Here is a 26166-nt window from a genome sequence, read left to right as displayed (position 1 = left end):
GATTTGCGAGCAGGACGGGCGGGATTACCGGGCGGGACCGACGTCGGCTCAGGAGGTGGGGAATTGGCAGGGCGGCAGCGGATAGACCGCGTCAGGCGCCAGTATAATCAATGGGTTGCCAACCAGACGCTGGAGGATTATGCGCTGCGCTTCACCGCAAAGAGCGCGCGTCGCTGGTCCGCCGGCCGTGTTGCCAACACCGCGCTGGGCGCGATCTCTTTCCTGGCGCTGGAAGCGATTGGCGGCACCATCACGCTGAACTATGGCGCGATGAACGCGACCGCGGCCATCCTCGTGGTCAGCGCCATCATCTTCTGCTGCGGACTGCCGATCGCCTATAACGCCGCCAAGTTCGGCATCGACATCGATCTCTTAACCCGCGGCGCCGGCTTCGGCTATATCGGCTCGACCATCACCTCGCTGATCTACGCCTCCTTCACCTTCATCTTCTTTGCGATCGAGGCGGTGATCCTGGCGACCGCGCTCGAAATGTGTTTCGGCATCCCGCGGCCGATCGGCTATGTCATCAGCGCAGTCGTGATCATCCCGCTGGTGGTCTACGGCATCACCCTGATCAGCCGCTTCCAGTTGTGGACGCAGCCGATCTGGATCGTGCTGCATATCCTGCCCTTTGCCGCGATCGCCTACGCCCATCCGCGCTCGTTCATCGAATGGCGCAATTTTTCCGGTGAGCATGGCGACCCATCCGGCCAGCTCGACCTCTTGCTGTTCGGCACTGCGGCCTCCGTGGTGTTCTCGCTGGTGGCGCAGATCGGCGAACAGGTCGACTTCCTCCGCTTCCTGCCACGCGACCGGCGCACGTCGCGGCGGGCGTGGTGGATCGCGCTGCTCAGCGCAGGGCCCGGCTGGATCGTCCTCGGCGCCCTGAAGCTGCTGGCCGGATCGTTCCTCGCCTTCTTCGCGCTGAGTCACGGCGTCTCCTATGAGCACGCCGCCGAGCCCGCCAACATGTACCTGGAGGCCTATCGCTACGTGCTGTCGCAGCCGGATCTGGCGCTGGCGCTGGCGGGAACGTTTGTGATCCTGTCGCAGGTCAAGATCAACGTCACCAACGCCTATGCCGGCTCGATCGCCTGGTCGAATTTCTTTTCCCGCCTCACCCACAGCCATCCCGGCCGCGTGGTCTGGCTGGTCTTCAACGTGGTCGTTGCGCTGCTGTTGATGGAGATCGGCGTCTACAAGGCGCTGGAGCAGACACTCGCGCTCTATTCCAATGTCGCGATCGCCTGGGTCGGTGCGCTCGTTGCTGACCTCGTCATCAACAAGCCGCTGGGCCTGCGGCCGAAGCACATCGAGTTCAAGCGCGCGCATCTCTGCGACATCAACCCGGTCGGCGTCGGCGCGATGATGATTGCGACCATCGTCTCGATCAGCGCCTTCTACGGCGTGTTCGGGCCAACGGCAAAGGCGCTGTCCGCCTTCGTCGCGCTGGCGGTGGCGTTTATCGTTGCGCCGCTGATCGCCTGGGCTACCGACGGCAAATACTACATCGCGCGCAAGCCGAAACGGAGCTGGCAGAACCTCGAGCAGATCCAGTGCTGCATCTGCGAGCATTCGTTCGAGCCCGAAGACATGGCCGCCTGCCCCGCCTATGCCGGCCCGATCTGCTCCTTGTGCTGCTCGCTCGACGCGCGCTGCCATGACCTGTGCAAGCCGCATGCGCGCATCCAGTCGCAGGTGTCGGAGACATTGGGCAAATTGCTGCCGCAGCCGATCTATGCCCGCATCAATTCGCAGCTCGGGCATTATCTCGGCGTGTTCGCGGTCTCGGCGGGCCTTGTCGGGCTGGTGCTCGGGCTGATCTACCTGCAGACCTCGGCCACCGTGCAAGCCGGCAACCTGTTGTCGGACGTGCTGTGGAAAGTGTTCTTCGCGCTGATCATCATCATCGGCGTGGTGGCCTGGCTGTTCGTGCTGGCGCAGCAGAGCAGGCGCGCGGCGGAGGAAGAGACCCGACGGCAGACCGCGCTGCTGATCCAGGAGATCGACGCCCACAAGCGAACCGACGCCGAACTGCAGCGCGCCAAGGAAGTCGCCGAGTCCGCCAACCTCGCCAAGAGCCGCTATGTCGTCGGCCTGAGCCACGAATTGCGCTCGCCGCTGAACGCGATCTCCGGCTATGCGCAACTGCTGGAGCAGGACAATACCCTGCATACGCGCCCGCGCGAACAGGTCCGCGTGGTCCGTCGCAGCGCCGACCATCTCTCCGGCTTGATCGACGGCATCCTCGACATCTCCAAGATCGAGGCCGGCCGGCTTTATCTCTCGCGCGACGAGGTCCGGCTGAACGATTTCCTCGACCAGCTCGTCGGCATGTTCCGTCTGCAGGCAGCCGCGAAAGGCATCGATTTCGTGTTCAAGCGGCCGGCGGTGCTGCCGGTCGTGGTCTATGCCGACGAGAAGCGACTGCGGCAAATCCTGATCAACCTGCTGTCGAACGCGATCAAGTTCACGCAAACCGGCCACGTGCAGTTCGTCGTGCACTACCGCAGCCCGGTCGCCGAGTTCGAGGTGATCGATACCGGCCCGGGCATCCAGCCCGACGATCTCGAACGCATCTTCGCGCCGTTCGAACGCGGCGCGCTCGGCGTCTCGCAGCCGCAGACCGGCACCGGTCTCGGGCTCACCATCAGCCGGCTGCTGGCGGGCGTGATGGGCGGCGACATCAAGGTGACCAGCACCGTCGGCGCCGGCAGCACCTTCCGCGTCAAGATATTGCTGTCGGAAGTGACAAACCCGCGGCGCAGCGCGCCGACCGATGCGCCGGTCTATGGCTATCATGGCCCGCGCAAGACCGTCCTGATCACTGACGACGATCCGACCCACCGCGATCTCTTGCGCGAAGTGCTGGCGCCGCTCGGCTTCATCCTGCTCAGCGCGCCCGATGGTCCCGGGTGCCTCGCGCTAGCGCAGCATTGCCGGCCCGACCTGTTCCTGCTCGACATCTCCATGCCCGGCATGGACGGCTGGACTGTTGCCGAGGCGCTGCGCTCGGCCGGCCATCACCAGGCACGCATCCTGATGATCTCGGCGAGCGCGCTGGAAGCGCATGGCGCCCCGCTCGCGCAACCGTTCCACGACGGCTACCTGATGAAGCCGATCGATATCCCGCGCCTGCTAGAGACCATCCGCCTGCTGCTCAAGCTCGACTGGCAGCACGACACCGACGAGGTGCCCGTGCCGCACTGGCAGCCGGAGAGCGGCTCGCGGCCGCCGGTGAAATATATCGAGGAACTGATCGGCCTCGGGCAATTGGGCTATATCCGCGCGATCCAGCTCAAGCTCGACGAGATCGGCACTGAACATCCCGAGCATGCCGATTTCGTCTCGCAGATGCGCTCATTGGTCGATCGCTTCGACCTCGATCAGTACATGGCGACCCTGAAGGCGCTGCACAGCTATGACCACTGAAACCAAGAAGCGCGACGTCGCGCTCGTCGTCGACGACTCCCCGGAGACGCTGCGGCTCCTGACCGACGCGCTCGACGGCGCCGGCATGACCGTGATGGTGGCGCTCGACGGCGCCTCCGCGATGCGGATCGTCGACCAGATCACGCCCGACATCGTGCTGCTCGACGCCGTCATGCCCGGCATGGATGGTTTCGAGACCTGCCGCCGGCTGAAGCGCGATGCCGGGCTCGACCATGTGCCGATCATCTTCATGACAGGCCTCGCCGAGACCGAGCACATCGTGCGCGGATTGGAAGCCGGCGGTGTCGATTACGTGACCAAGCCGATCGTGGTGCAGGAAATGCTGGCGCGCATCCGCGTCCACCTCGCCAATGCGAGACTGACGCAGAGCGCGCGCGCTGCGCTCGACGTCTCCGGCCGCTATCTGCTCGCGGTCAACGGCCACGGCAGGATCTTGTGGGCGACGCCGCAGGCGCAAAGGCTGCTGTCGGACACGCTGGCGGAGGACGGCGACGACCTCGCGCTGCCCGATCCGATCCCGCAATGGCTTGAGCAGACGCAGAAGGGAAAGGCTGCAGCGAAGACCACGACCATGGCCTCGTTTCCAGCCAACGAGCAATTGCGGCTGCAATATATGGGCAAGCTTGGCGTCAACGAATTCCTGCTGCGGCTGGCGAAGGACACCAGCGCCGACATGCCGGCGGAATTCTCCAGCGAGCTCGGCCTCACCACGCGCGAGGGCGAGGTGCTGTCATGGCTCTCCAAGGGCAAGACCAACCGCGACATCGCGCAAATCCTGGGGCTCAGCCCGCGCACAGTCGACAAGCATCTGGAGCAGATCTATTCCAAACTCGGGGTGGAGAACCGCACCGCGGCCGCGGCGATCGCGGTGAATGCGAGGAACAGGAAGTCGTGAGGCGTTCGCGCCGTGGTGCAGCGCTCCTCCTTTCCGTCATGCCCGAGCTTGTCCCGGGCATCCACGTTCTTTGGTGCAGCTCGGAAGAGCGTGGATGGCCGGGACAAGCCCGGCCATGACGGCGTGGCTACATTTCCCATCTTCTTCAGCCGAGCACACTGATATCCGCCACCAGCACCGTGCCCGTCGCGGACTCCGTGATGTAGAGCCGGTCGCGGTTCTCGCCGCAATGGCGACGTTGGTGACGGCATTCCCTGCGCAGGACTTGATACGCGCGATCAGCTCGCCTGACGGTGCGAACACGAAGACGTGGCCGAGCGAGACATGGGCGACGAACAGCCGGCCGGCTTTATCCATTGTGATCCCATCCGGACCGCCGGGGCCAAACATCGAGCAGAAACGGCCGACCTTCGACACGCTGCCGTCTTTCATGAACGGCGCGCGCCACACCGCGTTGTCGCGGGTCATCGCAACGAACAACACGGCCTCGTGCGGATCGAGCACCAGACCGTTAGGGCTGATGCCGGTGTTGATCAGGCAATCGAGCTGCCCGCTCGCGCGCAGGCGATAAACCCGGCCGCTCGGATCGTGCAGCCCGGTCTGGCCCTGGTCGGTGAAATAGATGTCGCCGGTGGAGGCGATGTGCAGATCGTTGCAGCCGCGGAAGGATTCCGAATTGCGCGAGGTCAGTACCGGAAGCATCCGCCCTGCCCGCGCGTCGAGCTCCATGATGCCGTGCCGGTAATCGGCGACGAGGATACGGCCTTTGGAATCGATCTTCAGCCCGTTCGGCCATCCCTGATACTCGACGGCCAGCGACCATTTCCTGTCAGACGAAATCTTGAAGATGCGGCCGAAGGCGATGTCGACGATGTAGAGATTGCCGTCGGCGTCGAAGGACGGGCCTTCGATAAAGCAATCGGTTGGCTGACCCGGACGGTTGGCATCGGCCCACTCGGTTGACTGCTTGCGGCGGAATTCGTCCGGCATGGCGGAGAAGATCGTGGTCTCGATCAATTTCGGCGGCGTTTCCAGGTACAGCATTTCTTGGTTCACCCGTTAGCGGAACGGACGGCACCATAGAGGACGTCGGGCGGGATGTCGCCCCTCGTACGTGCATCGCACGTCCCCTCAGACCTCATCCTGAGGAGCTTGCGTAGCAAGCGTCTCGAAGGATGGGCCACGGGCGAGATCGGCGCCTCATGGTTCGAGACGGCGCAAGAGCGCCTCCTCACCATGAGGGGTTGGCTACTCAGTTCGCTGCAGTCAGGCGACGCGGCTCATCACCCGACGCACTTGTCTGCGCGATCAGACGCTTCAGCTCCGGAATGCAGGAGCCGCAATTGGTGCCGGCCTTGAGTTGCGCGCCGATCTCCGCAGGAGAGCCCGCGCCGGCGGCGATTGTGTCGCAGATCGTGGCGCGGCCGACGCCAAAGCAGGCGCAGACGATCGGGCCGGCGTTGGCGAGGCCGTCCGCCGATTTGCCTGACAGCAACATGCGACGCTGCGCATCGCTGAGTGCATCGGCAGCAAACAAGCCTTTCACCACGTTCCAGTCGCCGGCATCATTGGCGGGACCGAGGAACAGGCAGGTTTCGATGCGGCCGGCGTTGAAGGAGGCGCCGCGGTAGATGCCGCCGCCGAAATCCTTGTATTCGGCAAGATCGCCTTCGGTGTTCATCCTGAGCCAGAGCTGCCAGCCGAGCAGGTCGGCATTATCAGCGAACAGATAGCCGTGACCGCCATTGACCGCGACGCGCGCGACCCAGGCATGAACAGGCAATTGCAGCGGTTGGCGCGACAGCGCAAAGCCGCGGAACACATATTCGTAAGGAGCGATCGAAGCCGGCGTCGCCTTGTTCTCGGGCTGGCCGGAGAACGGATCGGTGAAGGGAGCAACCAGCGACCCGACGCGGGCGCCGGTCGCGGTGGACTCGCTCCAATGGATCGGCGCAAACAGCATGCCGCGCTGCTGGCGCTCGCTGACGACAACGCGGAGCGTACATTGTCCGTAGTCCGTGGTGACGCGGGCAAAGCTGCCGTCGCTCACGCCGTAGCGCAGTGCATCATCAGGGTGAACCTCCACGAACGGTTCGGGCAGATGCTGGCCGAGCCTCGGGCTCGCGCCGGTGCGCGTCATCGTGTGCCACTGGTCGCGGATGCGGCCGGTGTTGAGCCGCAACGGCCGCGCCGGCGTCGTCTCGGTGCGCAGCGCCGGAATCTCCGGCGCGATGAAGCGCGCCTTGCGGTCATTGGCGAAGAAGCCGCCTTCCGCGAAGAAGCGCGGCTGTGGGTCTGCATCCTGCCGCACCGGCCATTGCACGGGCGCCATCACGTCAAAAGCCTCGTCAGACAACGAGGTCAGCGCGCCGATATCGAAATCCCTGATGCCGTTGTTCTCGAACGCCGAGAGCGCCGCGTGCTCGCGGAAGATATCCGCGGCGGACTTGAAGTCGAAGGCGGCGCCAAAACCGAGGCGCCTTGCGACCTCGCAAAGGATCCACCAGTCCGGCTGCGCTTCGCCCGGAGATTCCAGGAACGCGCGCTGGCGCGAGATGCGGCGCTCGGAATTGGTCACCGTGCCGGATTTCTCGCCCCAAGCCTGCGCGGGCAACAACACATGCGCGCCCACATCGACAGTGTCGTTGGAGCGAACATTCTCCGACACCACGAACAGTTCGAGCTTCCGCAATGCCTCACGCGCGGCATCGGCATCCGGCAGCGATACTGCCGGGTTGGTGCCCATCACCCACAACGCCTTGATCTCGCCGCGCCCGATCGCCTCGAACATCTGCACCGCCTTCAACCCCTCATGGGTGGCGATGCGCGGCGCCTTCCAGAACCGGCGGACGCGGTCGATGTCCGGAGGCGTGAAGGCCATGTGGGCAGCGAGTTGGTTGGCGAGCCCACCGACCTCGCGCCCGCCCATCGCGTTCGGCTGTCCGGTCAGCGAGAACGGCGACGCGCCGACCTTACCGATGCGGCCCGTGGCGAGATGGCAGTTGAGGATGGCGTTGACCTTATCGGTGCCCTGCGCCGACTGGTTGACGCCTTGGGAATACAAGGTCACCACGCGCGGCGTGCTGGCAAACATCTTGAAGAACGTCGCAACGTCCTGCTCGGAGAGACCAGTGGCGAGCGCGGTCGCGCCGACACTGCCGGCCATGCCGCGGGCGCGCGCCAGAGCCTCGTCGAAGCCGTTCGTGTAGCAGTCGATATAGGTGTGATCGAGCGCGCCACTATCCGCGAGATGCACCAGCAGGCCGCAGAACAGCGCGGTGTCGGTGCCGGGCTTCAGGCCGAGGAAGAGATCGGCATCTTCCGATGTATCGGTGCGGCGTGGATCGATCACCACGATGCGCGCGCCGCGCTGCTGCTTGTTGGCGAGCATGCGCTGGAACAGCACCGGATGGCACCAGGCGGCGTTGGAGCCGACCAGCACCAGGAGGTCGGCCTGCTCGAGATCCTCGTAACAGCCGGGCACGGTGTCGGCGCCGAAGGCGCGGCGATGGCCGGCGACGGAGGACGACATGCACAGCCGCGAATTGGTGTCGACATTGACGCTGCCGATGAAACCCTTCATCAGCTTGTTGGCGACGTAGTAATCCTCGGTCAGCAACTGGCCGGAGAGATAGAATGCGACCGCGCCGGGGCCGTCGCGCGCGATGATGTGCTTGAAGCGATGCGCGACATGGTCGAGCGCGTCGCTCCAGGCGATGCGCTCCATCCCCTTGTCGCAGCGGATCATCGGATGGAGCAGCCGGTTCGCCAGCCCCAGCGTTTCGCCGAGCGCGGAGCCCTTCGAGCACAGGCGCCCGAAATTGGCGGGATGATCGGGATCGCCCGCGATCGCCGCGCCGCCCTTGCCGTCCGGCGTCGCCAGCACGCCGCAGCCGACGCCGCAATAGGCGCAGGTGGTCTTGACGGTGCGAAGCGCGGGATCGGCTGCGCTCATGCTGCCTCCGCCAGCGAACGGCCGAACATCATGTCGCCGCGGATCTTGGCAATCGGCCTCGCGCTGCGGATCAGGTCGAGATACCAGAGCGCATCTGAGGTGTCGCCGGTCAGAACCGCGCCGGTCAGACGTCCGTCTGCAATCACGAGCTTCTTGTAGGTGCCGTGGTTAACGTCGCTGAACACGATGCTCTCGCTGCCCTCGGCGCCCATGAAATCGCCGGCGGAAAACACGCTGACACCGGACACTTTCAAATTGGTTGCCACGATGCTGCCGGCATAGGCGACATCCTGTCCGGCAAGATGCCGCGCCAGCACCCGCGCCTGCTCATAGGCCGGCTCGACGAGGCCGTAGCAGATGCCGCGATGCTCGGCGCATTCGCCGATCGCGAACACGCCTTCGGCGCCGGTCTGTAAGCAATCGTCAACCACGATGCCACGATTGACGACAATTCCGGCTTCCTTTGCCAGCGCGATGTTCGGCCGGATGCCGGCGGCGAAGATCACTGCATCCGCCTCGATCAACCGTCCATCAGCGAGCTCGACACCTTCGACACGGTTCTCGCCGTGGATGCGCGCGGTGCTGGCCTCGAGCAGGATCTCGATGCCTTTCTGCTCGACCAGCGATTTCAGGAGCGCGCCCGCCGGTGCATCGAGCTGGCGCTCCATCAATCGGTCCATCAGGTGCACCAGCGTCACTGGCGCCCCCGCTTTCGCCAGCCCATAGGCCGCCTCGAGCCCGAGTAGCCCGCCGCCGATCACGACCACGCGCGTCTTGCGCGCGGCGAACGCGAGCAACTGGTCGACGTCGCGGCTATCGCGAAAGGTGTGCACGCCGGCAACATCGGCGCCGGGCACGTTCAAGCGCAGCGCTGACGAGCCGGTGGTCAGGACCAGCTTCGAGAAGGTGATGCTCTCCTCGCCCTCGATCTTCAATTCGCGGCGGCCGACATCGATCTCGGTGGCGATGCAGCCATATTTCACCGTGACGCCACGGTCGCGCCACCATGATGCCGGCTGCAGCTCGATATCCTCCGAGGTGGTCTCGCCGGCAAGAACGGAGGACAGCAGCACGCGGTTATAGGCGAGCCGCGGTTCGCTACCGATCACCGCGATGGCGTAGCGCCCGAGCGCCGCCTTCGACAATTCGTCGACCAGGCGCGCGGCCGCCATCCCGTTGCCGACAATGACCAGCGGTTCGCTCACGGCGCTTCCTCTATTCGGCGGCCTGAGGGCTGCCGTAGGCTTCCGAAATCATGTAGCCGGACAGCGTGCCGTAGGCAGCGGTCCAGGCAGCGGCCACTTCGGGCGTCCAGGCTTCGCCGAGGCCCTTCTGCAGCGTCCACAACAACGCACCGCCGACAACGGGATAGTGCTCCGCCTTGGTCCCGTAGCTCACATGCCGCTTGGCGAGCGCGCTTGCGGCGGGCAGCACGGATTGCAGATTGCTGAGCCCATTCACCACCACAGCCAGCACCGCCATCAGCTTCTTGCGCTGTTCGGTCATGTCATCCGGAAACATCGCCCTCACCGTCGGTGCGACCTCGAACAGGCGATCATAGAAGAGGACCGCGGCCTGCTCGGAAATCGGCGCGACCTTCGAAAAACTCTCTTGCACGAGCTTGACTTGCTCCGGTGTCATGCTTTCTCTCCATCTCCACACTTCGTGCGGGGGCTTGACCTACGCATCCATCCCAGGAAATCTTCCGCCTTCGATGGATTGCCGCGTCATTTTTGCGAAGACGCGCTGCGCGCTCTAGCCCGGCAATAACGACTGCCGGCTACGCCGCTTCCACGAAGCGATGCCGCTCGTAAAGGAATTCGAGCACCCGCTGCCGGCACTTGAGGTAGCCAGAGTTGGTGGCAAGCTCGAGCCGCTTGCGCGGGCGCGCCAGCGGCACTTCCAGCACTTCACCGATCCGTGCGCTCGGACCGTTGGTCATCATTACAATGCGGTCCGACAGCAGCACCGCCTCGTCGACGTCATGAGTGATCATCAAAATGGTGTTGCCGAGCTTCTGGTGCAGGGCCATCACGGAATCTTGCAGATGCGCGCGGGTCAGCGCATCAAGCGCGCCGAAGGGCTCGTCGAGCAAGAGCACCTTCGGCTCCATCGCGAGCGCCCGCGCAATGCCGACGCGCTGCTTCATGCCGCCTGAAATCTCGTTCGGCCGCTTGTCCTTGGCGTGCGCCATCTGCACGAGGTTCAGATTGTGCATCACCCAGGCGTCGCGCTCGGCCCGCGTCTTGGTCTTCGAAAACACCTTGTCGACGCCGAGCTTGACGTTCTCATAGACCGTGAGCCACGGCAGCAGGCTGTGGTTCTGGAACACGACCGCGCGATCCGGGCCCGGCGAGTTGACCTCGCGGTTCTCGAGCAGCACGCCGCCATGGGTGGCACCGGTGAGCCCGGCCACGATGTTGAGCAGCGTGGACTTGCCGCAGCCGGAATGGCCGATGATCGAGACGTACTCGCCCTTCTCGATCGTCAGGTTGATGTCCTTCAACACTTCGGTAGTGGCATTGCCGCGCGTGAAGATCTTGTCGATATGGTCGAGCTTCAGGTAGGCCTGCATGACATGTCCCCTCAGTTCACGGCGGTGCCGCGGGTCACGATCTTCGCGACGCCCGCAATCAGGCGGTCGAGCACGAAGCCGATGATGCCGACATAGAACAGCGCCAGGATGATTTCGCTGATGTGCGAGGAATTCCAGGCGTCCCAGATAAAGAAGCCGATGCCGACGCCGCCGATCAGCATTTCGGCCGCGACGATGGCCAGCCAGGATAGGCCGATGCCGATACGAAGGCCGGTGAACATGTAGGGAGCAGCCGCCGGGATCATGATCTTGGCGAAGAACTCGAGCGGGTTGAGCTGCACCACCGCGGCGACGTTGCGGTAATCCTGCGGGATATTGCGGATGCCGACGGCGGTGTTGATGATGATCGGCCACACCGAGGTGATGAAGATCACGAAGATCGCCGACGGATGGCCGTCGCGGAAGGCCGCAAGCGACAGCGGCAACCAGGCGAGCGGCGGGATGGTGCGCAGCACCTGGAACAAGGGATCAAGTCCGCGCATCGCCCAGACCGATTGACCGACCAGCGTGCCGAGCGCGACGCCGATGATTGCGGCAAGCGAATAGCCATAGGCGACGCGCTGCAGGCTCGCCGACAGATGCCAGAACAGGCCCTTGTCGATGCCGCCATGATCGAAGAACGGATCGAAGATCAGTTCCTTGGTATCGCTGAACACACGCGAGGGCGGCGGCAGCGTCGAGCCGGCGCGCCGGCAGATCAGCTCCCAAACCACGAGCAGGAACGCGACGACGATCAGCGGCGGCACCACGCGCACCGCGGCCTCCTTCGCCATCTTGGCGTATTTCTCGGACTGCGGCGCACGCTTCGGCGTCATGGTCACGACGGGCGCAGCCGTAACCGGAAGTGCCGTCGATGCGGCGTCGGTTTTCAGTGCAGGCATAGACATCGAAAATCTCTCTCCGTGTTCAGGTGCCGGGCGACGCGCAGATGCGCGCCGCTTTGCGCGGATCAGACGTCAACACGCTTGATGGACAGCGACTTCAGATAGGCCGACGGATTCTCGGGATCGAACACCTTGCCGTCGAAGAACGTCTCCTTGCCGCGCGAGGTTGAGGTCGGAATTTCGGACGCGGGCACGCCGAGATCCTTCGCAGCCGCGCGCCAAATGTCCTCGCGGTTGACCTTGGCGATCAGCCCCTTGGTGTCGAAGCCCGCCTCGAACTTGCCCCAGCGGATATCTTCGGTGAGGAACCAGAGATCGTGGCTCTGGAACGGATAGGACGCGAAGTCGCGCCAGTACTTCATGATGTGCGGCGAGTTCTCGACCACCTTGCCGGTGCCGTAGTCGAACTTGCCGGCGCTGCGGTCATAGACGTCCTCGACCGGGCAGTTGATCCACTGTCGCTTGGCCATGATCGCGGCCAGCTCCTGCTTGTTCTCGGCCTTGTCGGCCCATTGCTGGGCTTCCATCACGGCCATGGTGATGGCCTTCGCCGCGTTCGGATATTTGTCGACCCAGGCGGCGCGCATCGCGAACGACTTCTCCGGATGCTTGTTCCAGATTTCGCCGGTGTTGACGGCGGTGTAGCCGATGCCCTGGTGAACGAGTTGCAGATTCCAGGGCTCGCCGACGCAGAAGCAATCCATGGTGCCGACCTTCATGTTGGCGACCATCTGCGGCGGCGGCACCACGATCGTCTCGATGTCCTTGTCGGGATCGATGCCGCCGGCGGCGAGCCAATAGCGGATCCAGAGATCGTGGGTGCCGCCGGGGAAGGTCATCGCGGCCTTCACCGCCTTTCCGCTCGCCTTCTTCTTGTCCAGCGCCGCCTTGAACGGCGAGGCGTCGGTCGAAAGCTTGAGATCGGCATATTCCTTGGCAACCGAGATGCACTGCGCATCGAGGTTGAGCCGCGCCAGGATGTACATCGGTGTCGGCTGGTTGTTCTGCGTCACCTTGCCGGCGGAGATCAGGTAAGGCATCGGGGTGAGGATATGCGCGCCGTCGATGCCGTTGCCTTCCGAGCCGAGCACGAGATTGTCGCGCGTCGTGCCCCATGAAGCCTGCTTCTGCACGTCGACATCGGGCATACCGTATTTGGCGAAGATGCCCTTGTCCTTGGCCACGAACAGCGGACCGGCGTCGCTGAGCGCGATGAAGCCGAGCTTGGCGCCCTTCACTTCAGGGCCTGCGCCTTGCGCGAACGCGCCGGCCGGGAAATTCAGTTTCGCCGCGGCCAGCAATGCGGCCGTTCCGCTTGCCGCCTTCAGAATCTGGCGGCGGCTGACGCCATGGCGGGAGGTCTCTTTGGTCGGCTTCGTCATGCGTGCAAATGTCCTTTGCGTCTGAATGCCCGTCCGCTTGTGGCGCCGCGCTAAAGCGCACGGGGTCGCGTGCTGGGGAGGCCCCAGTCTGGCGGTGTCACAATTCGGATGATTGGTTTCGAGGGACGGCTTCAATGGCGTCGCAAGCTAGCTATTCAAGCTTCGTGCCAAGCCGCGTGTTGGAAAAATTCTAAGGAATGTAACGGGTTGGGAGTCGCACCGCTCCGCGCGTCTCGCTCGGTTCCGCCGCCAAATTTTGCGATTCGCTCAATCTTTGTGCGCCGCACAAAAAATGAGCAGGCCCTGCTTGAGCAGTAGCCCGGGTGAAGCGCAGCGCAACCCGGGGACCCCTGCGCGCGTGGTCAGCAGCAATCCCGGGTTACGCTGCGCTTCACCCGGGCTACCGCCGCCTACGCGTCTTCGCCGACCTTCTCGGCCTTCACGCCGAGTGGTGCCGGCGGCGCGCCCTCGCCCGGCTTGATGCGGAAGTCGTAGGTCATCAAATGCCACGGCTCGCTCGTCTTGGTGCCGTCGGGCATGACAGGATCGGTGCGCTTTTCTACCTTCGCGACCAGCTCGTCCTTGACGCCGAACACCACGTCGGAGTCGAGATATTTGTCGCCCTCCATGAAGACGTGGGTGATCAGCGGCTCATAGCCCTTCGCCGCGACCAGGAAATGGATGTGCGCGGGACGCATCGGATGGCGCCGCGTCTGCATGATCATCTCGCCGACCGGGCCGTCGGTCGGGATCGGATAGCTGCAGGGCAGGATGGTGCGGAAATGGAAACGGCCATCACCGCCGGTGATGAAGCGCGCCCGCGACGACGGGCCCTGCGTCGCATAGCTCGGCTTCTGTGAATCGTAGAAGCCATCGTCGTCGGCATGCCAGACGTCGACCGGTGCGCCGGCGACCGGCTTGCCGTCGAGATCGGTGACGCGCGCCTGCACGTAGAGCCGCTCGCCGGGCAGCGTCGCCGAGATATCGGTGCCATCAGGCGTCACCTTGTGCTCGCCGACATAGAACGGTCCGAGCACCGTGGTCTCGGTGGCGCCATCGCGGTCGCGGTGGTTGACGGCATCGACCAGCATGGAGACGCCGAGCACGTCCGAGAGCAGGATGAACTCCTGGCGGATATCGGTGCATTTGTGACCGGTGCGGGTCAGGAAATCGATCGCATATTCCCATTCCTCGAAGGTGAGGTCGGTGCGGCGGACATAATCGTGCAGCGACTTCACCAATTCCTGAAGCAGGAATTTGGCCCGCGGATACGGCGTTTCCTCGAAGCTCTGGATGACGGCGGCGGTCAGCTCGGTGTCATTGAATTGCGGCATTGCTTCCATCCCTGCGAATTGGTTTCGCTTGGCTTCAGCCTACACGACGACCCACGACGGTGTAAGCGCCAGGTGATTGGAACGCAGGACACTTTTCGGCTATCAAGGCCTGCCCCAAAACCGGAGAAGAGCGATGTTAGCCCCCACCCCCGCTTCCCCCGAATCCGCCGGCATGTCGCAAGCGGCGCTGGACCGGCTTGAGGACCACCTGAAGCGGCGCTACATCGAGGCCGGGCGGTTTCCGGGCACGCAGCTTCTGGTCTACCGCCGCGGCAAGATCGTGCATTCGACTGTGCAAGGCTTTGCCGATGTCGAGCGCAAGGTGCCGGTCAAGGACGACACCATCTTCCGCATCTATTCCATGACCAAGCCGATCACCTCGGTCGCCTTCATGATGCTGGTCGAGCAAGGCCTCGTGGCACTCGACGAGCCCGTCCATAAATACATCCCGGAATGGAAGAACCTCGGCGTGTTCCAGGCCGGCACCGCGCCGGCGTTCCTGACCAAGCCGCCGTCGCGGCCGATGCTGATCGTCGACCTCCTGCGGCACACCTCGGGGCTCACTTACGGCTTCCAGCAGCGCTCAAATGTCGATGCAGCCTATCGCGAGAACAAGATCGGCGAGGTCGTCAAGGCCGGGACGCTCGACACCATGATCGAGGATCTCGCCAAGATCCCGCTTGAATTCTCACCGGGTGAGGCCTGGAATTATTCTGTCGCCACCGACGTGATCGGCTATCTCGTCGGCAAGATCAGCGGCATCCCGTTCGAGCAATTCCTGAGGGAGCGTATCTTCAACCCGCTCGGCATGAACGACACCGATTTCTTCGTGCCGGCAGACAAGGCGCATCGCCTGGCGGCCTGCTATTCCGCCGACCCGCAAGGCGGCATGACGTTCCATGCCGCCGACCGCAAGGGCGGGCTGACGCTGCAGGATGACCCGGCCACCAGCTCGTTCCTGTCGTCGCCCTCGCTGATATCAGGCGGCGGCGGATTGTGCTCGACGGCCGCCGACTATCTCACCTTCTGCCGCGCGCTGCTCAATGGCGGCGAGGTCGGCGGCGTGCGGCTGATCGGACCGAAGACCTTGAAGCTGATGACGTCGAACCATCTGCCCGGCGGCGTCGACCTGCCGGCCCTGTCGCGCTCGCTGTTCTCGGAAGCGGCCTATAACGGCATCGGCTTTGGCCTCGGCTTTGCCGTGACCATGAACCCGGCGCAGACGCTGATTGCCGGCAGCCCCGGCGAATACAATTGGGGCGGCGCCGCAACCACGTCGTTCTGGATCGACCCGGCGGAAGAATTGATCACGATCTTCATGACGCAGGTGCTCCCCTCCAGCGCCTACCCGCTGCGGCGCGAGCTGCGCACCATGGTGTACGCCGCGATCGCCGACAGCAACCTTTGACCCTCTTTGTTCCGCGGCGCATCGCGTGAAGCGCCGCGGAACTTCGACAGCTTTCGAACCGTCGCGACGCGTGCTTGGCATGCAAGTTGCTACGCATGGGCAAAACCCATGGGAGCAGACCATGTCGAGCATCACAGCCGCAGCAGCTACCGAAACCCGCAAGCCGCTCTACACATCCCTCTTCGTCCAGGTGCTTGCCGCGCTGCTGCTCGGCATCGCGCTCGGCGTGATCGCCCCCGACTTCGCGATCGGGCTGAAGATCTTCAGCGACGCCTTCCTCAAGCTGATCTCGATGATCGTGGCACCGATCGTGTTCTGCGTGGTCGTGCACGGCATTGCCGGCGCCGGCGACCTGAAGAAAGTCGGTCGCGTCGGCGTCAAGGCGCTGATCTATTTCGAGGCGATGACGACGATCGCGCTGGTCGTCGGCCTCCTGCTGGCCTATCTGTTCGGGCCCGGCCATGGCATGAACATCGATACCTCGACGCTCGATGCCAAAGCGCTCAACACCTATGCCGACAACGCCCACAAGCTGCAGGGCGGCGGCATCGGCGCTTTCCTCCTGAACATCATTCCGACCACCTCCTTCGATGCGCTGGCGCGCAACGACGTGCTGCAGGTCTTGTTCTTCGCGGTGATCTTCGGCGTCAGCCTGGCGCTGGTCGGCGGCGAAAAGGGCGAGAAGGTCACCTCCATGATCGACGCTGTCTCGGCGGTGCTGTTCCGCGCGATGGGGCTGATCGTGCGCGCCGCCCCGCTCGGCGTGCTCGGCGCGGTGGCCTATACGGTCGGCAAATACGGCGTCGGCTCGCTCAAGCAACTGGTCTCGCTGGTCGCGCTGTTCTACATCTCGGTTGCGATCTTCGTGTTTGGCGTGCTCGGCGGCGTCATGGCCCTGGCCGGCATCAATATCCTCAAATTCCTGGCCTACCTTCGCGAGGAATTGACCATCGTGCTGGCGACTGCGTCGTCCGACGCGGTGCTGCCGCAGATCATGCGCAAGCTGGAGCGGTTGGGCGTCAAGGACTCCGTCGTCGGGCTGGTGATCCCGACCGGCTATTCGTTCAACCTCGACGCCTTTTCGATCTATCTCACGCTGGCGGTGGTGTTCATCGCGCAGGCGACCAACACGCCGCTGTCGTTCGGCGATCTGTTGCTGGTGCTCGGCGTCTCCCTGATCACCTCAAAGGGCGCGCATGGCGTGCCGGGCTCGGCGATCGTGATCCTGGCGGCGACGCTGAATGCGGTGCCGACCATTCCCGCCATCGGCCTCGTGCTGGTGCTGTCGGTCGACTGGTTCATTGGCATGGCCCGCGCCGTCGGCAACCTGATCGGCAACTGCGTTGCGACAGTCGTGGTGGCGGCGTGGGAAGGCGATCTCGACCGCGAAAAGGCCACGCGGGTGCTCGACGGCGACGAGCTGGTCGACGTGACGGCGGGGTGAGGTGAATCGTAGCCCGGATGGAGCGCAGCGCAATCCGGGGCGCCACGCGATCTGGCTAGGCCCCGGATTGCGCTGCGCTCCATCCGGGCTACGCGCAAACGGGCGCTATTTGACCAGTTTCAGATACGGCGGCAGCGGCTTGCCGGAGACCGACCTTACTTCCTGCGGCGGCCGCTCCTCCGGAGTCATCAGGTCGCACAGCGCCTTGAGCTCGGCGTCGGTCACCTGATGCAGCTCCATCCTGAGTTCGAGGATGGCCAGCGACAGCAAACGCGCCGTTTCCGGACTTGCCTTGTCCGTGAGGAAGTCCCTGCACTCCTCAAGCGTCGCAAGCAGCGAGAGCAACCGTTCTTCGGTATGGACAACCGGCATTTCTTCCGCTCCCGAACTTGCGAGATAGATCCGCGGCGTTTCATTTCTTCGCTTCATGAGCCTCTCCACAAAGGTCTGCGGGTGGTCGGGCGCGTGAATGGACAGATGATCCAGAAATTTTGCGAAATTGTCCAGCGGGTGATTGGTGCTCTGTTTTCCTTCTAATGCGCCTAACGCGCGGGAGGGATGCGCCACGCGGCTATGTCCGCTGTCATTTTTTGGCGAAATCCAGAGCCGTTCAGGTCCCGTACAAGTACGGGATGTAGAACCACGCATGCAGAGGCCGGTAGTAAGCATGCGTTCAAAATCTGTGTCGATCCAACCCGTAGTAGTTGTGGTTTGTCCAATATTTTGCCAAATACACAGTGCGGGATATCGCAAGTTATCTCGGGCGTTGACGACTTTAGGTAGTCTGACGGCGCCGGTATCTGGATACTTCCAAAGCGCGCGGCGTTTGGCTACCATTCGACAGTCTGCTTGGAGTACCGTGGTTCGCGAGACGAACTCACGATCCGGACAAAGTTAACGCGGAAGTATGGACGAATCCCTGACCAATCTGCGCAGGGCCTCCCGATTTGAAGGACGGGTAACCAGAATGAACAGATCAGCAGCAAAGAAGATGAAGCAACGCAGTGCCGGCAAGCCCGACATTGAGTTGGGCAAACGGATTCGCCTGCGGCGTGTGGAGCAAAAGATCTCGCAAGCGGAGCTGGGCGAAAAGCTCGGCGTCAGCTTCCAGCAGGTCCAGAAGTACGAGAAGGGCGTGAACCGTGTCGGCGCTGCTCGCCTTCAGCAGATCGCTGCCGCGCTCGACGTGCCTGTCACGTTCTTCTACGACGGCGACAACAAGTCGCGCGAGGTCGAAAGCCTCCTCTTCCTGGACAGCGCTTTCAGCCTGAGGTTGCTGCGAGCCTACAGCAAGATCAAGGACCAGACGGTTCAACGTCAACTGGTGTCCTTGATGGAATCGATCGCCGCGAACGAAGGCTGAGCCGTCGGCCCTTCTCCGTTTCGTGGCGCGGACCGCATCGATCCGCGCAAGCGCGTCGAACCGTGGCAAAACGCTGCACCGGGCTATGCGTTGGTTCGGATCGAGGCTTTGCTGAAGCGCTGCCATCGCGATGGCGGCGCTTTTTGCATTTGGCCCTTTTGCAGAAGCGCGTCCGTTCCAGCATCGATGCCGAGAGCGACAATCGGTCGCGCGACCGTCGGGCCCCTCTTCTCGCGGGTTCGAAGCTACAACAGCGCCAGCACGGCCTTGGCGATGTCGGCGGTGCCGTTGCCGCCGCCGATCTCGATCGGTTTGATGCCGCCGGCATAGGCCTTGTCGACGGCGCGCTCGATCCGTTCACCGGCTTCCGCCGCGCTCTCCAGCCCATGCTTGTCGGCAAGCCAGTCCAGCATCATCGCGACCGACAGGATCATCGCAGTCGGATTGGCCTTGCCCTGCCCCATGATATCGGGCGCAGTGCCGTGGCAAGGCTGAAACACCGCGTAGCGGTCGCCGATGTCGGCTGACGGCGCCATGCCCATACCGCCGATCAGTCCGGCAGCAAGGTCGGAGAGGATGTCGCCGAACATGTTCTCCGTCACCATGACGTCGAAATCCCACGGACGCTTCACCATGAGCGCCGAGCAGGCATCGATATAAAGGTGATCGGCCCTGACATCCGGATGCCGCTTTGCGGTCTCGTCGAAGATGCCGCGGAAGAATGCAAAGGCCTTGAACACATTCGCCTTGTCGACGCAGGTCAGCCCGCCGCCAACGCGGCCGCGCGCCTTGCGGCGTTCGGCGAGGCGGAACGAGAACTCGAACAGGCGCTCGGAGGTCCTGCGCGTGATCAGCATGGTCTCGCGCGCCTCATCCTCGGTGACGACGCCCTTGCCCATCGAGGCGAACAGGCCTTCGGTCGATTCCCTGATCACGACGAAGTCGATGCCGCGCTGCTCCGCGCCGACGATCGGGCTTGGCACCCCCGGAATCAGCCGCGCCGGCCGCACGCCGGCATAGAGATCGAAATGGAAGCGCAACTCGATCTGCGGCGCGATCTCGGTGTTGTCGGGGTAGCGCACCGACGGCAGGCCGCAGGCTCCTAACAGGATCGCATCCGCCTCCTCGCACAGCCTCACCGTCGATTCCGGCAGCGAGACGCCGGTCTCTCTGTAGTGGTTGGCGCCCGCGGGTGCCTCGGTGAAGCGGAATCGAAGCTCCGTCGCCGCCTCGATCTTGCGCAACACTTCGAGTGCCGGCGCCATCACCTCCGGACCGATGCCGTCGCCGCCGAGCACTGCGATATGGAGGGCGTTGTTTGCGGACATGGGATTCCCCCATTCGAAACAATGAAGGTTTTTGAACTCGTCATCGCCGGGCCTGTCCCGGCCATCCACGTTCTTACCGCTGAACGACCATAAGACGTGGATGCCCGGGACAAGCCCGGGCATGACGGCGGAGTATGGTGGCGGCTTACGGCATCAGCACGGCGCGGCCGACCAGCTTGCCTTTCTGCAATTCGAGCAGGGAATCATAGGCCTTGGCGAGCGGCACAGGAGTCACCGGGATCGGCGCAATCTTCTTGGTCCGGACCAGGTCGAGCAGTTCCTGCGTCTCGCGAAGGTTGCCGACATAGCTGCCCTGGATCGTGATCGCCTTGATCGGGATCAGCGGCAGCGCGAAGGTTGCACCACCGCCGAACAAGCCGACGATCACGAGCTTGCCGCCCTTGGCCAGGCAGTCGAAGCCGAGTTGCGTGGTCTGGGCGTTGCCGACCAGGTCGATCACCGCGCGGATCGGGCCGCCCGCCTTCTTCGCCAATTGCTCCAGCGCATCGCCCGCCCCGCCGTCGACAGTGCCGAGCGCGCCGGCGGCTTCCGCCGCCTCGCGCTTGCGCGCGTCGATGTCGACAACGATCGCCCCCTTGCCACCCATCGCCTTCAGCAGCGACAGCGCCATCAGGCCGAGGCCGCCGGCGCCGATGATCACGATCGGCGAATCGAAGGCGAACTCGACCTTCTTTAGTGCGCTGTAGGTGGTCACGCCCGAGCAGGCATAAGGCGCGGCGGTGACGGGATCGAGCCCTTTGAGGTTGAGCAGGTACTTTGGATGCGGCACCAGCATGTGATCGGCGTAGCCGCCGTCGCAATAGACGCCGAGCGAGTTCGGCTTGACCGCACACATATTCTCGTCGCCGGCGAGGCAAGTCGGGCATTTGCCGCAGCCGAGCCAGGGATAAACCAGCGCCACGTCGCCGGCCTTGAGGCCACCGGTGTCTCCCGGCTTCACGTCCGGCCCGAACGCCGCCACCTCGCCGACGGTCTCATGCCCCATCGTGCGCGGCAGCGAGACGCCGCGATCCTTCAGCGACAGCGGCTTGCGCCCGTGGCCGAGATCGTAGCCGCCTTCCCAGATATGCAGATCGCTGTGGCAGATGCCGGCCGCCTTCACCTTGATCAGCACCTGCGTCCCGGTCGGCTCCGGCGTCGGCTGGTCGACTTCCTTCAAGGGGGCGTTGAACTCGGCAACCTGGAAACTCTTCATCTTTATTCTCCCAACATTCTTTGTTGTTACGGCAACATTGCCACGTCTGCCGACGCGAGACAAACCTCGGCGGGCGACGATCAGCCTTGCCGGCTGTTAGCCTGCGAATGCGGCAATCTCCGCGTCGGACAGGCCCGCCTCCTTGAGATAGGCGCGGGTGTGCTCGCCGAGCGTCGACACTCGCTTTACGGCCGCAACCTTCGCGCCGGACATCCGGAACGGCAGGTTGACCACCTTGAAGGTCCCGCCGCCGTCCTCGACCTCGGCCAGAGCGCCGCGATGCGCGAGCTGCGGATCGGCCAGCGCTTGCTCCACCGTGCGATAGGCGGATGAGGGCACGCCCTCCTCATTGAGCGCGGCGAGGCATTGTTCTGTCGTCACCCGGCGCGACCAATCCTCCACGCCATCCATCAGGGCCGCCCAATTTTCCCGGCGGTCGGAATATTTGGCGAATCGTGGATCGCTCACCCATTCGGGACGACCGATCACCTGCATCAAGCTCTGGAACGTCTTCTCGCTGGCGATCGCGACCATGACGTAGCCGTCGGAGGTCTCAACAGGGCCGAACATCGGCCGCGCCGTTGGCTGCACCTTGAACTGCGCCCACTGCACCTCGTTCAAGGTCAGGCTCAGCATCGCTTCGAGCATGGAGACGTCGATGTGCTGGCCCTCCCCGGTGCTGTGCCGCTGATGCAGCGCCGCTCCGATCGCGCCAAACGCATAGACGCCGCTCAGCACGTCGGCGATGTAGATACCGCAATAGTCGGGCCTGCTCCGCCCGGCCTGGTAGGCCAGATGCGCCATGTCGTAGCCGGAGGCGGCATGGATGACCGGAGCATAGGCCGGCAGGCCAGCCGACGGCCCGGTCTGGCCGTAGCCGGAGATCGAGCAATAGATCAGCCGCGGGTTGAGCCCGCGCAGGCTGGCGTAATCGAGCTTCAAGCGCTGCATCACGCCGGGGCGGAAATTCTCGACCAAGATGTCGGCGGTCGCGACGAGGCGGCGTACCACCTCCACCCCTTCCGCCGACTTCAAGTCGAGCGTCAGGCTCTTCTTGCCGACATTGAGCTGGCCGAACGCGGTCGAGCAAAGCTTACGCATCGGTGGGCGGGTACGCATCATCTCGCCTTCAGCAGGCTCGATCTTGATGACTTCCGCTCCGAGGTCGGCAAGCATGCGCGTGCAATGAGGGCCGGCGATCGTCGTCGAAAAATCAAGCACACGAAGGCCGCCCAGGCTCTTTGTCAAATAGCCCTCATCGTTCTCGACTATCGTCATTCGCAAAGCTCCCTCGGGCCGTACCTTTTATCGGCGCGGCGTGAACCTAGAGCATGATCCGGAAAAGTGGAAACCGGTTTTCCCTCGCGACAAACGCGAAGCGCTTGCGCGGGGACCATGCTCAAACAAGAAGGTGGAGCGGCTTCTGCAGGGAAGCGTCTGAACCAGACCGGACTGGGCGGGCCCTTTGATTTTCGTCAAAGGAAAACTGGAACCATTTTTGCATAGTCGTTTACAGGTTGGAGCGAGGCGCTTTTTTGAGGGTCTTATTCATCACCACTGAAATGGACGATTTCGTCCGCGTCGGCGGCCTTGCTGCTGTTTCCGCCGCCCTTCCCAGAGCCCTGCGTCCCCTGAGCGATGTCCGGATCATGCTCCCCGGATATCGGGACGTGGTCGAGCAACTCACTCATATTGAAATCGTTGGCGAATGCGCGCCGCTTGCGGAGATGCCCGCATGCTCGATCGGCCGCGCCTCGACCCGCGACGGCATGCCGGTCTACGTCGTGCTGTGCCCACAGCTCTATGACCGTCCGGGCAACCCTTACGGCGACGAGAGTGGACGCGACTGGCCGGACAACGACATCCGCTTCGGGCGATTCGCGTCGGCCGCGGCAGAACTCGCCGCAGGCAGTCTGGACAAGAATTGGGCAGCCGACCTCGTCCACGCCAATGACTGGCAGGCCGCGCTGGCGCCGGCCTATCTGGCCTGGCGCGGCGCGCGCATCCCCTCGATCCTGACCATCCACAATCTCGCGTATCAGGGACTCTTCCCGAAAGACTCGTTGCGGCGGATTGGCGCGCCGGAAAGCTCCTTCCACATCGACGGGCTCGAGTTCTACGACAAGCTGTCCTTCCTCAAGGGCGGCATCGTCTATGCTTCGCATCTGACGACCGTCAGCGCGACCTATGCCAAGGAGATCACGACGCCAGAGCTCGGCTGCGGGCTCGAGGGCCTGCTGCGCATCCGCTCCGACGCCGCGCAGCTCACCGGAATCCTCAACGGCATCGACGAGAGCTGGGACCCGCGCTTTGACGCCAAGCTCGCGCAGCAGTTCGGTGTCGGCGACTGGGCCGGCAAGCAGGCCAATGCGGATTACGTCCGCAAGCAGTTTGGCCTTGCCGTCTCCCGCGGCCCGATGTTCGGCCTGGTCGCCCGCCTGGTGCACCAGAAGGGCGTCGATCTGGTGCTGTCTGCGGCCGATAAGATCGTCGCGGCCGGCGGGCAGATCGTCGTCACCGGCTCCGGCGAGCCGGGAATCGAGCAGGCCCTGGTGGAAGCACACCGGCGGCGGCCGGACGCGATCGGGGTCGCGATCGGCTTCAACGACGCCCAGGCGCGAAGGATCTTTGCCGGCAGCGATTTCACGCTGATGCCGTCGCGCTTCGAGCCCTGCGGCCTGAGCCAGATGTATGCGCAGCGCTTCGGCTCACTGCCGATCGGCCACCAGACCGGCGGGCTGGCCGAGACCATCCAGGACGGCGAGACTGGATTCCTGTTCGCGCAGCCATCGGCGGAATCCTTCCTCGGCGGCGTGCACCGCGCGTTCGAGGCGTTCGTCGCCAAGGACCGGCTCGACGCCATGCGCCGCAGCGCCATGGCGCGGAGCTTTAGCTGGAGCATCTCGGCCGCCTTGTACGGCGCGCTCTATCGCAAGCTGGCGCTGCCGCAGGCGTAGAGCCGTAGTCCGGGTGGAGCGCAGCGCAACCCGGGACCGCTGGTGGATGTTGATGCAGGCGCCCCGGGTTACGCTACGCTTCACCCGGGCTACGGGGACTCACGCCGGCGCCGTTCGTCGCGTCTCGGGCATGATCAAGAGGATCATCAGGAGGCCGAGCGAGGCGATGCCCGCGAGGCCCAGGAACGCGATATTGCTGCCGAACTTGTCGCTGACATAGCCGGCGAGCACCGTGCTCAGCGATGCGCCGATTCCGACCGCGGTGCCGATGATGCCCTGCGCCAGGTTGAAATGCCCGCTGCCGAAGGCGACGTCCGCCACGATCAAGGGCACCATGACGCTGAATACCGCCGCGGTAATGCCGTCGAAGATCTGCACGGCCACCAGCAGATAGGGATCGTGCACAGTCGCAAACAACACGCCGCGGATCACGAGCGCGCCGAAGGCGAGCAGGAGCAGCGGCCGCCGGCCCCAGGCCTGCGCCTTGCGTCCGACCGAAGGCGAGGCGAGCGCCACGATCGCCTGCGGCACGATGATGCAGGCCGCGATCAGCACCGGCGCCCACTGGCTGGATCGCATCGTCACCACGCCCGCCATCAGCGGCAGCATCGCCGCGTTCGCGAGTTGGAACAGCAGCATGCTGACGGCGAAGATCAGCAATGCCCGCTTGCTGCACAGCGCGAACACGCTGGTCGCTTTCTTGTCGGGCACCTCGCGGACAACGGCGCCATGGGCTTGCGCGATATCGATCTCCTTCTCGCGAATCCGCGACAGCGCGATCAAGGTCGGTATCGCGAGGATGAAGGTGACCAGGAACACGGAACGGCTCGAGATCAGATACCCGGCGGCGCCCATCAGCGCTGCCGCCGAACCGTTGCCGAGCGAGGCGAAGCGGGCATTGCGCCCGAGCCGCTCGCTGATCGCATATGGCCCCACCAAGCCGAGGCTGATCGCCGCGATCGCCGGCCCTAGCACGCAGCTTGCGAGCGCGTGCAGGGTTGCTGCCGCCACCACGATCGGGAAGATCGGCCACACCGCATAGGCCAGCGCGGCGCAGCCGATGGTCGCGACCGCGAGCCCGGCGACCATTTTTTCGGAGCGCGCCGCATCGACGATGGCGCCGCCCGGCATCTGCCCCAGCAACGCAATGATGCCGCCGATCGAGAGCACGAAGCCGATCTCGACCTGGGTCCATTTCTGCGTGGTCAGATAGACCGCCACGAACGGGCCGAACCCGGTCTGCACATCGGCCAGGAAAAAGATGAACCAGTCTAAACCGCGCTGGCTCTGGGATGAAGGCTTGCGCGACGGCTCGGGTGCCGGCAACTCCGGAACCAGTGGCGCACCGTGATCGTCCGCCGTCGACCGCCTGCGATCGCCGCCAATCCTGTCCGTTAAAGAGGAGGGACGAGCGATCAATGTATCTCCGACTTTAATGGTCATATTGCCATGGACGCAAACTGCCGGCAGCGCCGAGCACGATGAGAGGCGTATCCTCCTTGTATTCCGGCGCCGCGCTCACCTGCTCCTTGTTCAGTTCGAGCGTGATACTGTCGCTCTTGTTGGCGACCTGGCCGAAATGCAGTGCGTTCCAGTCAACGACGATCTTGCGGCTGCCGACACCGAGGAAGCCGCCGAAGTCGATCACAGCGGCGCGCACGGTGCCTTCGCGATCGACGATCACGTCGACAATTCGTCCCATGTCCTCATTGGCGGCGCTGCGCACGTCGCGTCCGAGAATGCCATGCGCATCCCTGGCGCCGATCACCGTCACCGAGGGTGGAGGCGCCGGTTCCTTTTGCGCAGCCGGGGGTTTGGCCGGCGCCGGTGCCGCCGGATCATCGGCCGCTTGGGCGGCCGCAATTGCGGCAAAGACCGCGGCAATAATTGTCATCGCCATGTTCGCCCACATCGGGGGCCTCCAATCCAGGAATAAAGCTAAACATTCTGG

The 26166-nt window shown here is 64.1% G+C and carries 19 protein-coding genes and 1 pseudogene; 6 read left to right on the top strand and 14 right to left on the bottom strand.

All coding sequences use genetic code 11. The annotated features are described in order from the left end of the window. Positions 1-63: 63 nt before the first annotated feature. Together ACZXDY_RS12830 and ACZXDY_RS12825 are read left to right on the top strand one after the other, a co-directional pair. Positions 64-3432 carry a hybrid sensor histidine kinase/response regulator gene (locus ACZXDY_RS12830; protein WP_464345729.1) on the top strand — a complete coding sequence of 1123 codons (3369 nt, stop codon included), beginning with the start codon at positions 64-66 and terminating at the stop codon, positions 3430-3432. After that, on the top strand, positions 3422-4348 hold the full coding sequence (locus ACZXDY_RS12825; protein ID WP_130222331.1) for a response regulator transcription factor: 927 nt from the start codon (positions 3422-3424) through the stop codon (positions 4346-4348). Before ACZXDY_RS12830 ends, ACZXDY_RS12825 begins: the two co-directional genes overlap by 11 nt. A 145-nt stretch (positions 4349-4493) precedes the next feature. Here ACZXDY_RS12825 and ACZXDY_RS12820 read toward each other — a convergent pair. The 8 genes and pseudogenes from ACZXDY_RS12820 to ACZXDY_RS12785 form a co-directional block, all read right to left on the bottom strand. Next, a pseudogene (locus tag ACZXDY_RS12820) lies at positions 4494-5392 on the bottom strand (SMP-30/gluconolactonase/LRE family protein). A 208-nt stretch (positions 5393-5600) separates the two neighbouring features. Continuing rightward, entirely contained in the window at positions 5601-8303 is a 2703-nt protein-coding gene (locus ACZXDY_RS12815) for a nitrate reductase (protein WP_464345728.1), read from the bottom strand. Beyond that, positions 8300-9508 carry an NAD(P)/FAD-dependent oxidoreductase gene (locus tag ACZXDY_RS12810; RefSeq protein ID WP_464345727.1) on the bottom strand — a complete coding sequence of 403 codons (1209 nt, stop codon included), beginning with the start codon at positions 9506-9508 and terminating at the stop codon, positions 8300-8302. Before ACZXDY_RS12810 ends, ACZXDY_RS12815 begins: the two co-directional genes overlap by 4 nt. A 10-nt stretch (positions 9509-9518) precedes the next feature. Then, positions 9519-9944 (bottom strand): globin family protein, encoded by a 426-nt coding sequence (locus ACZXDY_RS12805; protein WP_464345726.1) that lies wholly within the window; start codon positions 9942-9944, stop codon positions 9519-9521. A gap of 139 nt (positions 9945-10083) precedes the next feature. After that, the gene (locus ACZXDY_RS12800) at positions 10084-10878 is read right to left on the bottom strand and encodes an ABC transporter ATP-binding protein (RefSeq protein ID WP_028163076.1); all 795 of its coding nucleotides are present in this window, start codon (positions 10876-10878) and stop codon (positions 10084-10086) included. Positions 10879-10889: 11 nt separating this feature from the next. Beyond that, on the bottom strand, positions 10890-11786 hold the full coding sequence (ntrB, locus tag ACZXDY_RS12795) for a nitrate ABC transporter permease (RefSeq protein WP_028163075.1): 897 nt from the start codon (positions 11784-11786) through the stop codon (positions 10890-10892). 62 nt (positions 11787-11848) lie between these two features. Further along, entirely contained in the window at positions 11849-13165 is a 1317-nt protein-coding gene (locus tag ACZXDY_RS12790) for a CmpA/NrtA family ABC transporter substrate-binding protein (protein ID WP_464345725.1), read from the bottom strand. Between the two features lie 410 nt (positions 13166-13575). Further along, positions 13576-14499, bottom strand: a complete 924-nt coding sequence (locus ACZXDY_RS12785) for an intradiol ring-cleavage dioxygenase (protein WP_464345724.1) — start codon at positions 14497-14499, stop codon at positions 13576-13578. 133 nt (positions 14500-14632) lie between these two features. Between ACZXDY_RS12785 and ACZXDY_RS12780 the strand changes: the two genes are divergently transcribed. Both ACZXDY_RS12780 and ACZXDY_RS12775 read left to right on the top strand, forming a co-directional pair. Next, positions 14633-15907: a serine hydrolase domain-containing protein gene (locus tag ACZXDY_RS12780; protein WP_464345723.1), complete on the top strand. Its 1275-nt coding sequence runs from the start codon at positions 14633-14635 to the stop codon at positions 15905-15907. A gap of 121 nt (positions 15908-16028) precedes the next feature. Next, positions 16029-17351 carry a dicarboxylate/amino acid:cation symporter gene (locus ACZXDY_RS12775; RefSeq protein ID WP_028163071.1) on the top strand — a complete coding sequence of 441 codons (1323 nt, stop codon included), beginning with the start codon at positions 16029-16031 and terminating at the stop codon, positions 17349-17351. Positions 17352-17456: 105 nt separating this feature from the next. Here the strand turns inward: ACZXDY_RS12775 and ACZXDY_RS12770 are convergent, their stop codons facing one another. Continuing rightward, entirely contained in the window at positions 17457-18188 is a 732-nt protein-coding gene (locus ACZXDY_RS12770) for a hypothetical protein (protein ID WP_464345722.1), read from the bottom strand. A gap of 130 nt (positions 18189-18318) precedes the next feature. Here ACZXDY_RS12770 and ACZXDY_RS12765 point away from each other — a divergent pair, with 130 nt between their 5' ends. Next, positions 18319-18714, top strand: a complete 396-nt coding sequence (locus ACZXDY_RS12765) for a helix-turn-helix domain-containing protein (protein WP_130222530.1) — start codon at positions 18319-18321, stop codon at positions 18712-18714. Between the two features lie 245 nt (positions 18715-18959). On the opposite strand, the gene ACZXDY_RS12760 is transcribed toward ACZXDY_RS12765, so the two are convergent. The 3 genes from ACZXDY_RS12760 to ACZXDY_RS12750 form a co-directional block, all read right to left on the bottom strand. Then, positions 18960-20042: an isocitrate/isopropylmalate dehydrogenase family protein gene (locus ACZXDY_RS12760; RefSeq protein WP_455997068.1), complete on the bottom strand. Its 1083-nt coding sequence runs from the start codon at positions 20040-20042 to the stop codon at positions 18960-18962. 145 nt (positions 20043-20187) lie between these two features. Beyond that, the gene (locus ACZXDY_RS12755) at positions 20188-21258 is read right to left on the bottom strand and encodes an alcohol dehydrogenase (protein ID WP_464345721.1); all 1071 of its coding nucleotides are present in this window, start codon (positions 21256-21258) and stop codon (positions 20188-20190) included. 96 nt (positions 21259-21354) lie between these two features. Continuing rightward, complete coding sequence (locus tag ACZXDY_RS12750; RefSeq protein ID WP_028163066.1) at positions 21355-22536, bottom strand: CaiB/BaiF CoA transferase family protein; 1182 nt, start codon at positions 22534-22536, stop codon at positions 21355-21357. A gap of 257 nt (positions 22537-22793) precedes the next feature. Between ACZXDY_RS12750 and glgA the strand changes: the two genes are divergently transcribed. Next, positions 22794-24215: a glycogen synthase GlgA gene (gene glgA / locus ACZXDY_RS12745; protein ID WP_035689769.1), complete on the top strand. Its 1422-nt coding sequence runs from the start codon at positions 22794-22796 to the stop codon at positions 24213-24215. A gap of 99 nt (positions 24216-24314) precedes the next feature. Here the strand turns inward: glgA and ACZXDY_RS12740 are convergent, their stop codons facing one another. Together ACZXDY_RS12740 and ACZXDY_RS12735 are read right to left on the bottom strand one after the other, a co-directional pair. Next, complete coding sequence (locus ACZXDY_RS12740) at positions 24315-25658, bottom strand: MFS transporter (RefSeq protein WP_130222306.1); 1344 nt, start codon at positions 25656-25658, stop codon at positions 24315-24317. Then, entirely contained in the window at positions 25648-26115 is a 468-nt protein-coding gene (locus ACZXDY_RS12735) for a PRC-barrel domain-containing protein (protein WP_028163063.1), read from the bottom strand. The genes ACZXDY_RS12740 and ACZXDY_RS12735 overlap by 11 nt, the downstream gene beginning before the upstream one ends. Positions 26116-26166: the final 51 nt, after the last annotated feature.

Source organism: Bradyrhizobium sp. LeoB3 (assembly GCF_055456055.1).
Note: the sequence above shows the minus strand (reverse complement) of the source record. Positions and strands in the feature narration are given on the sequence as shown.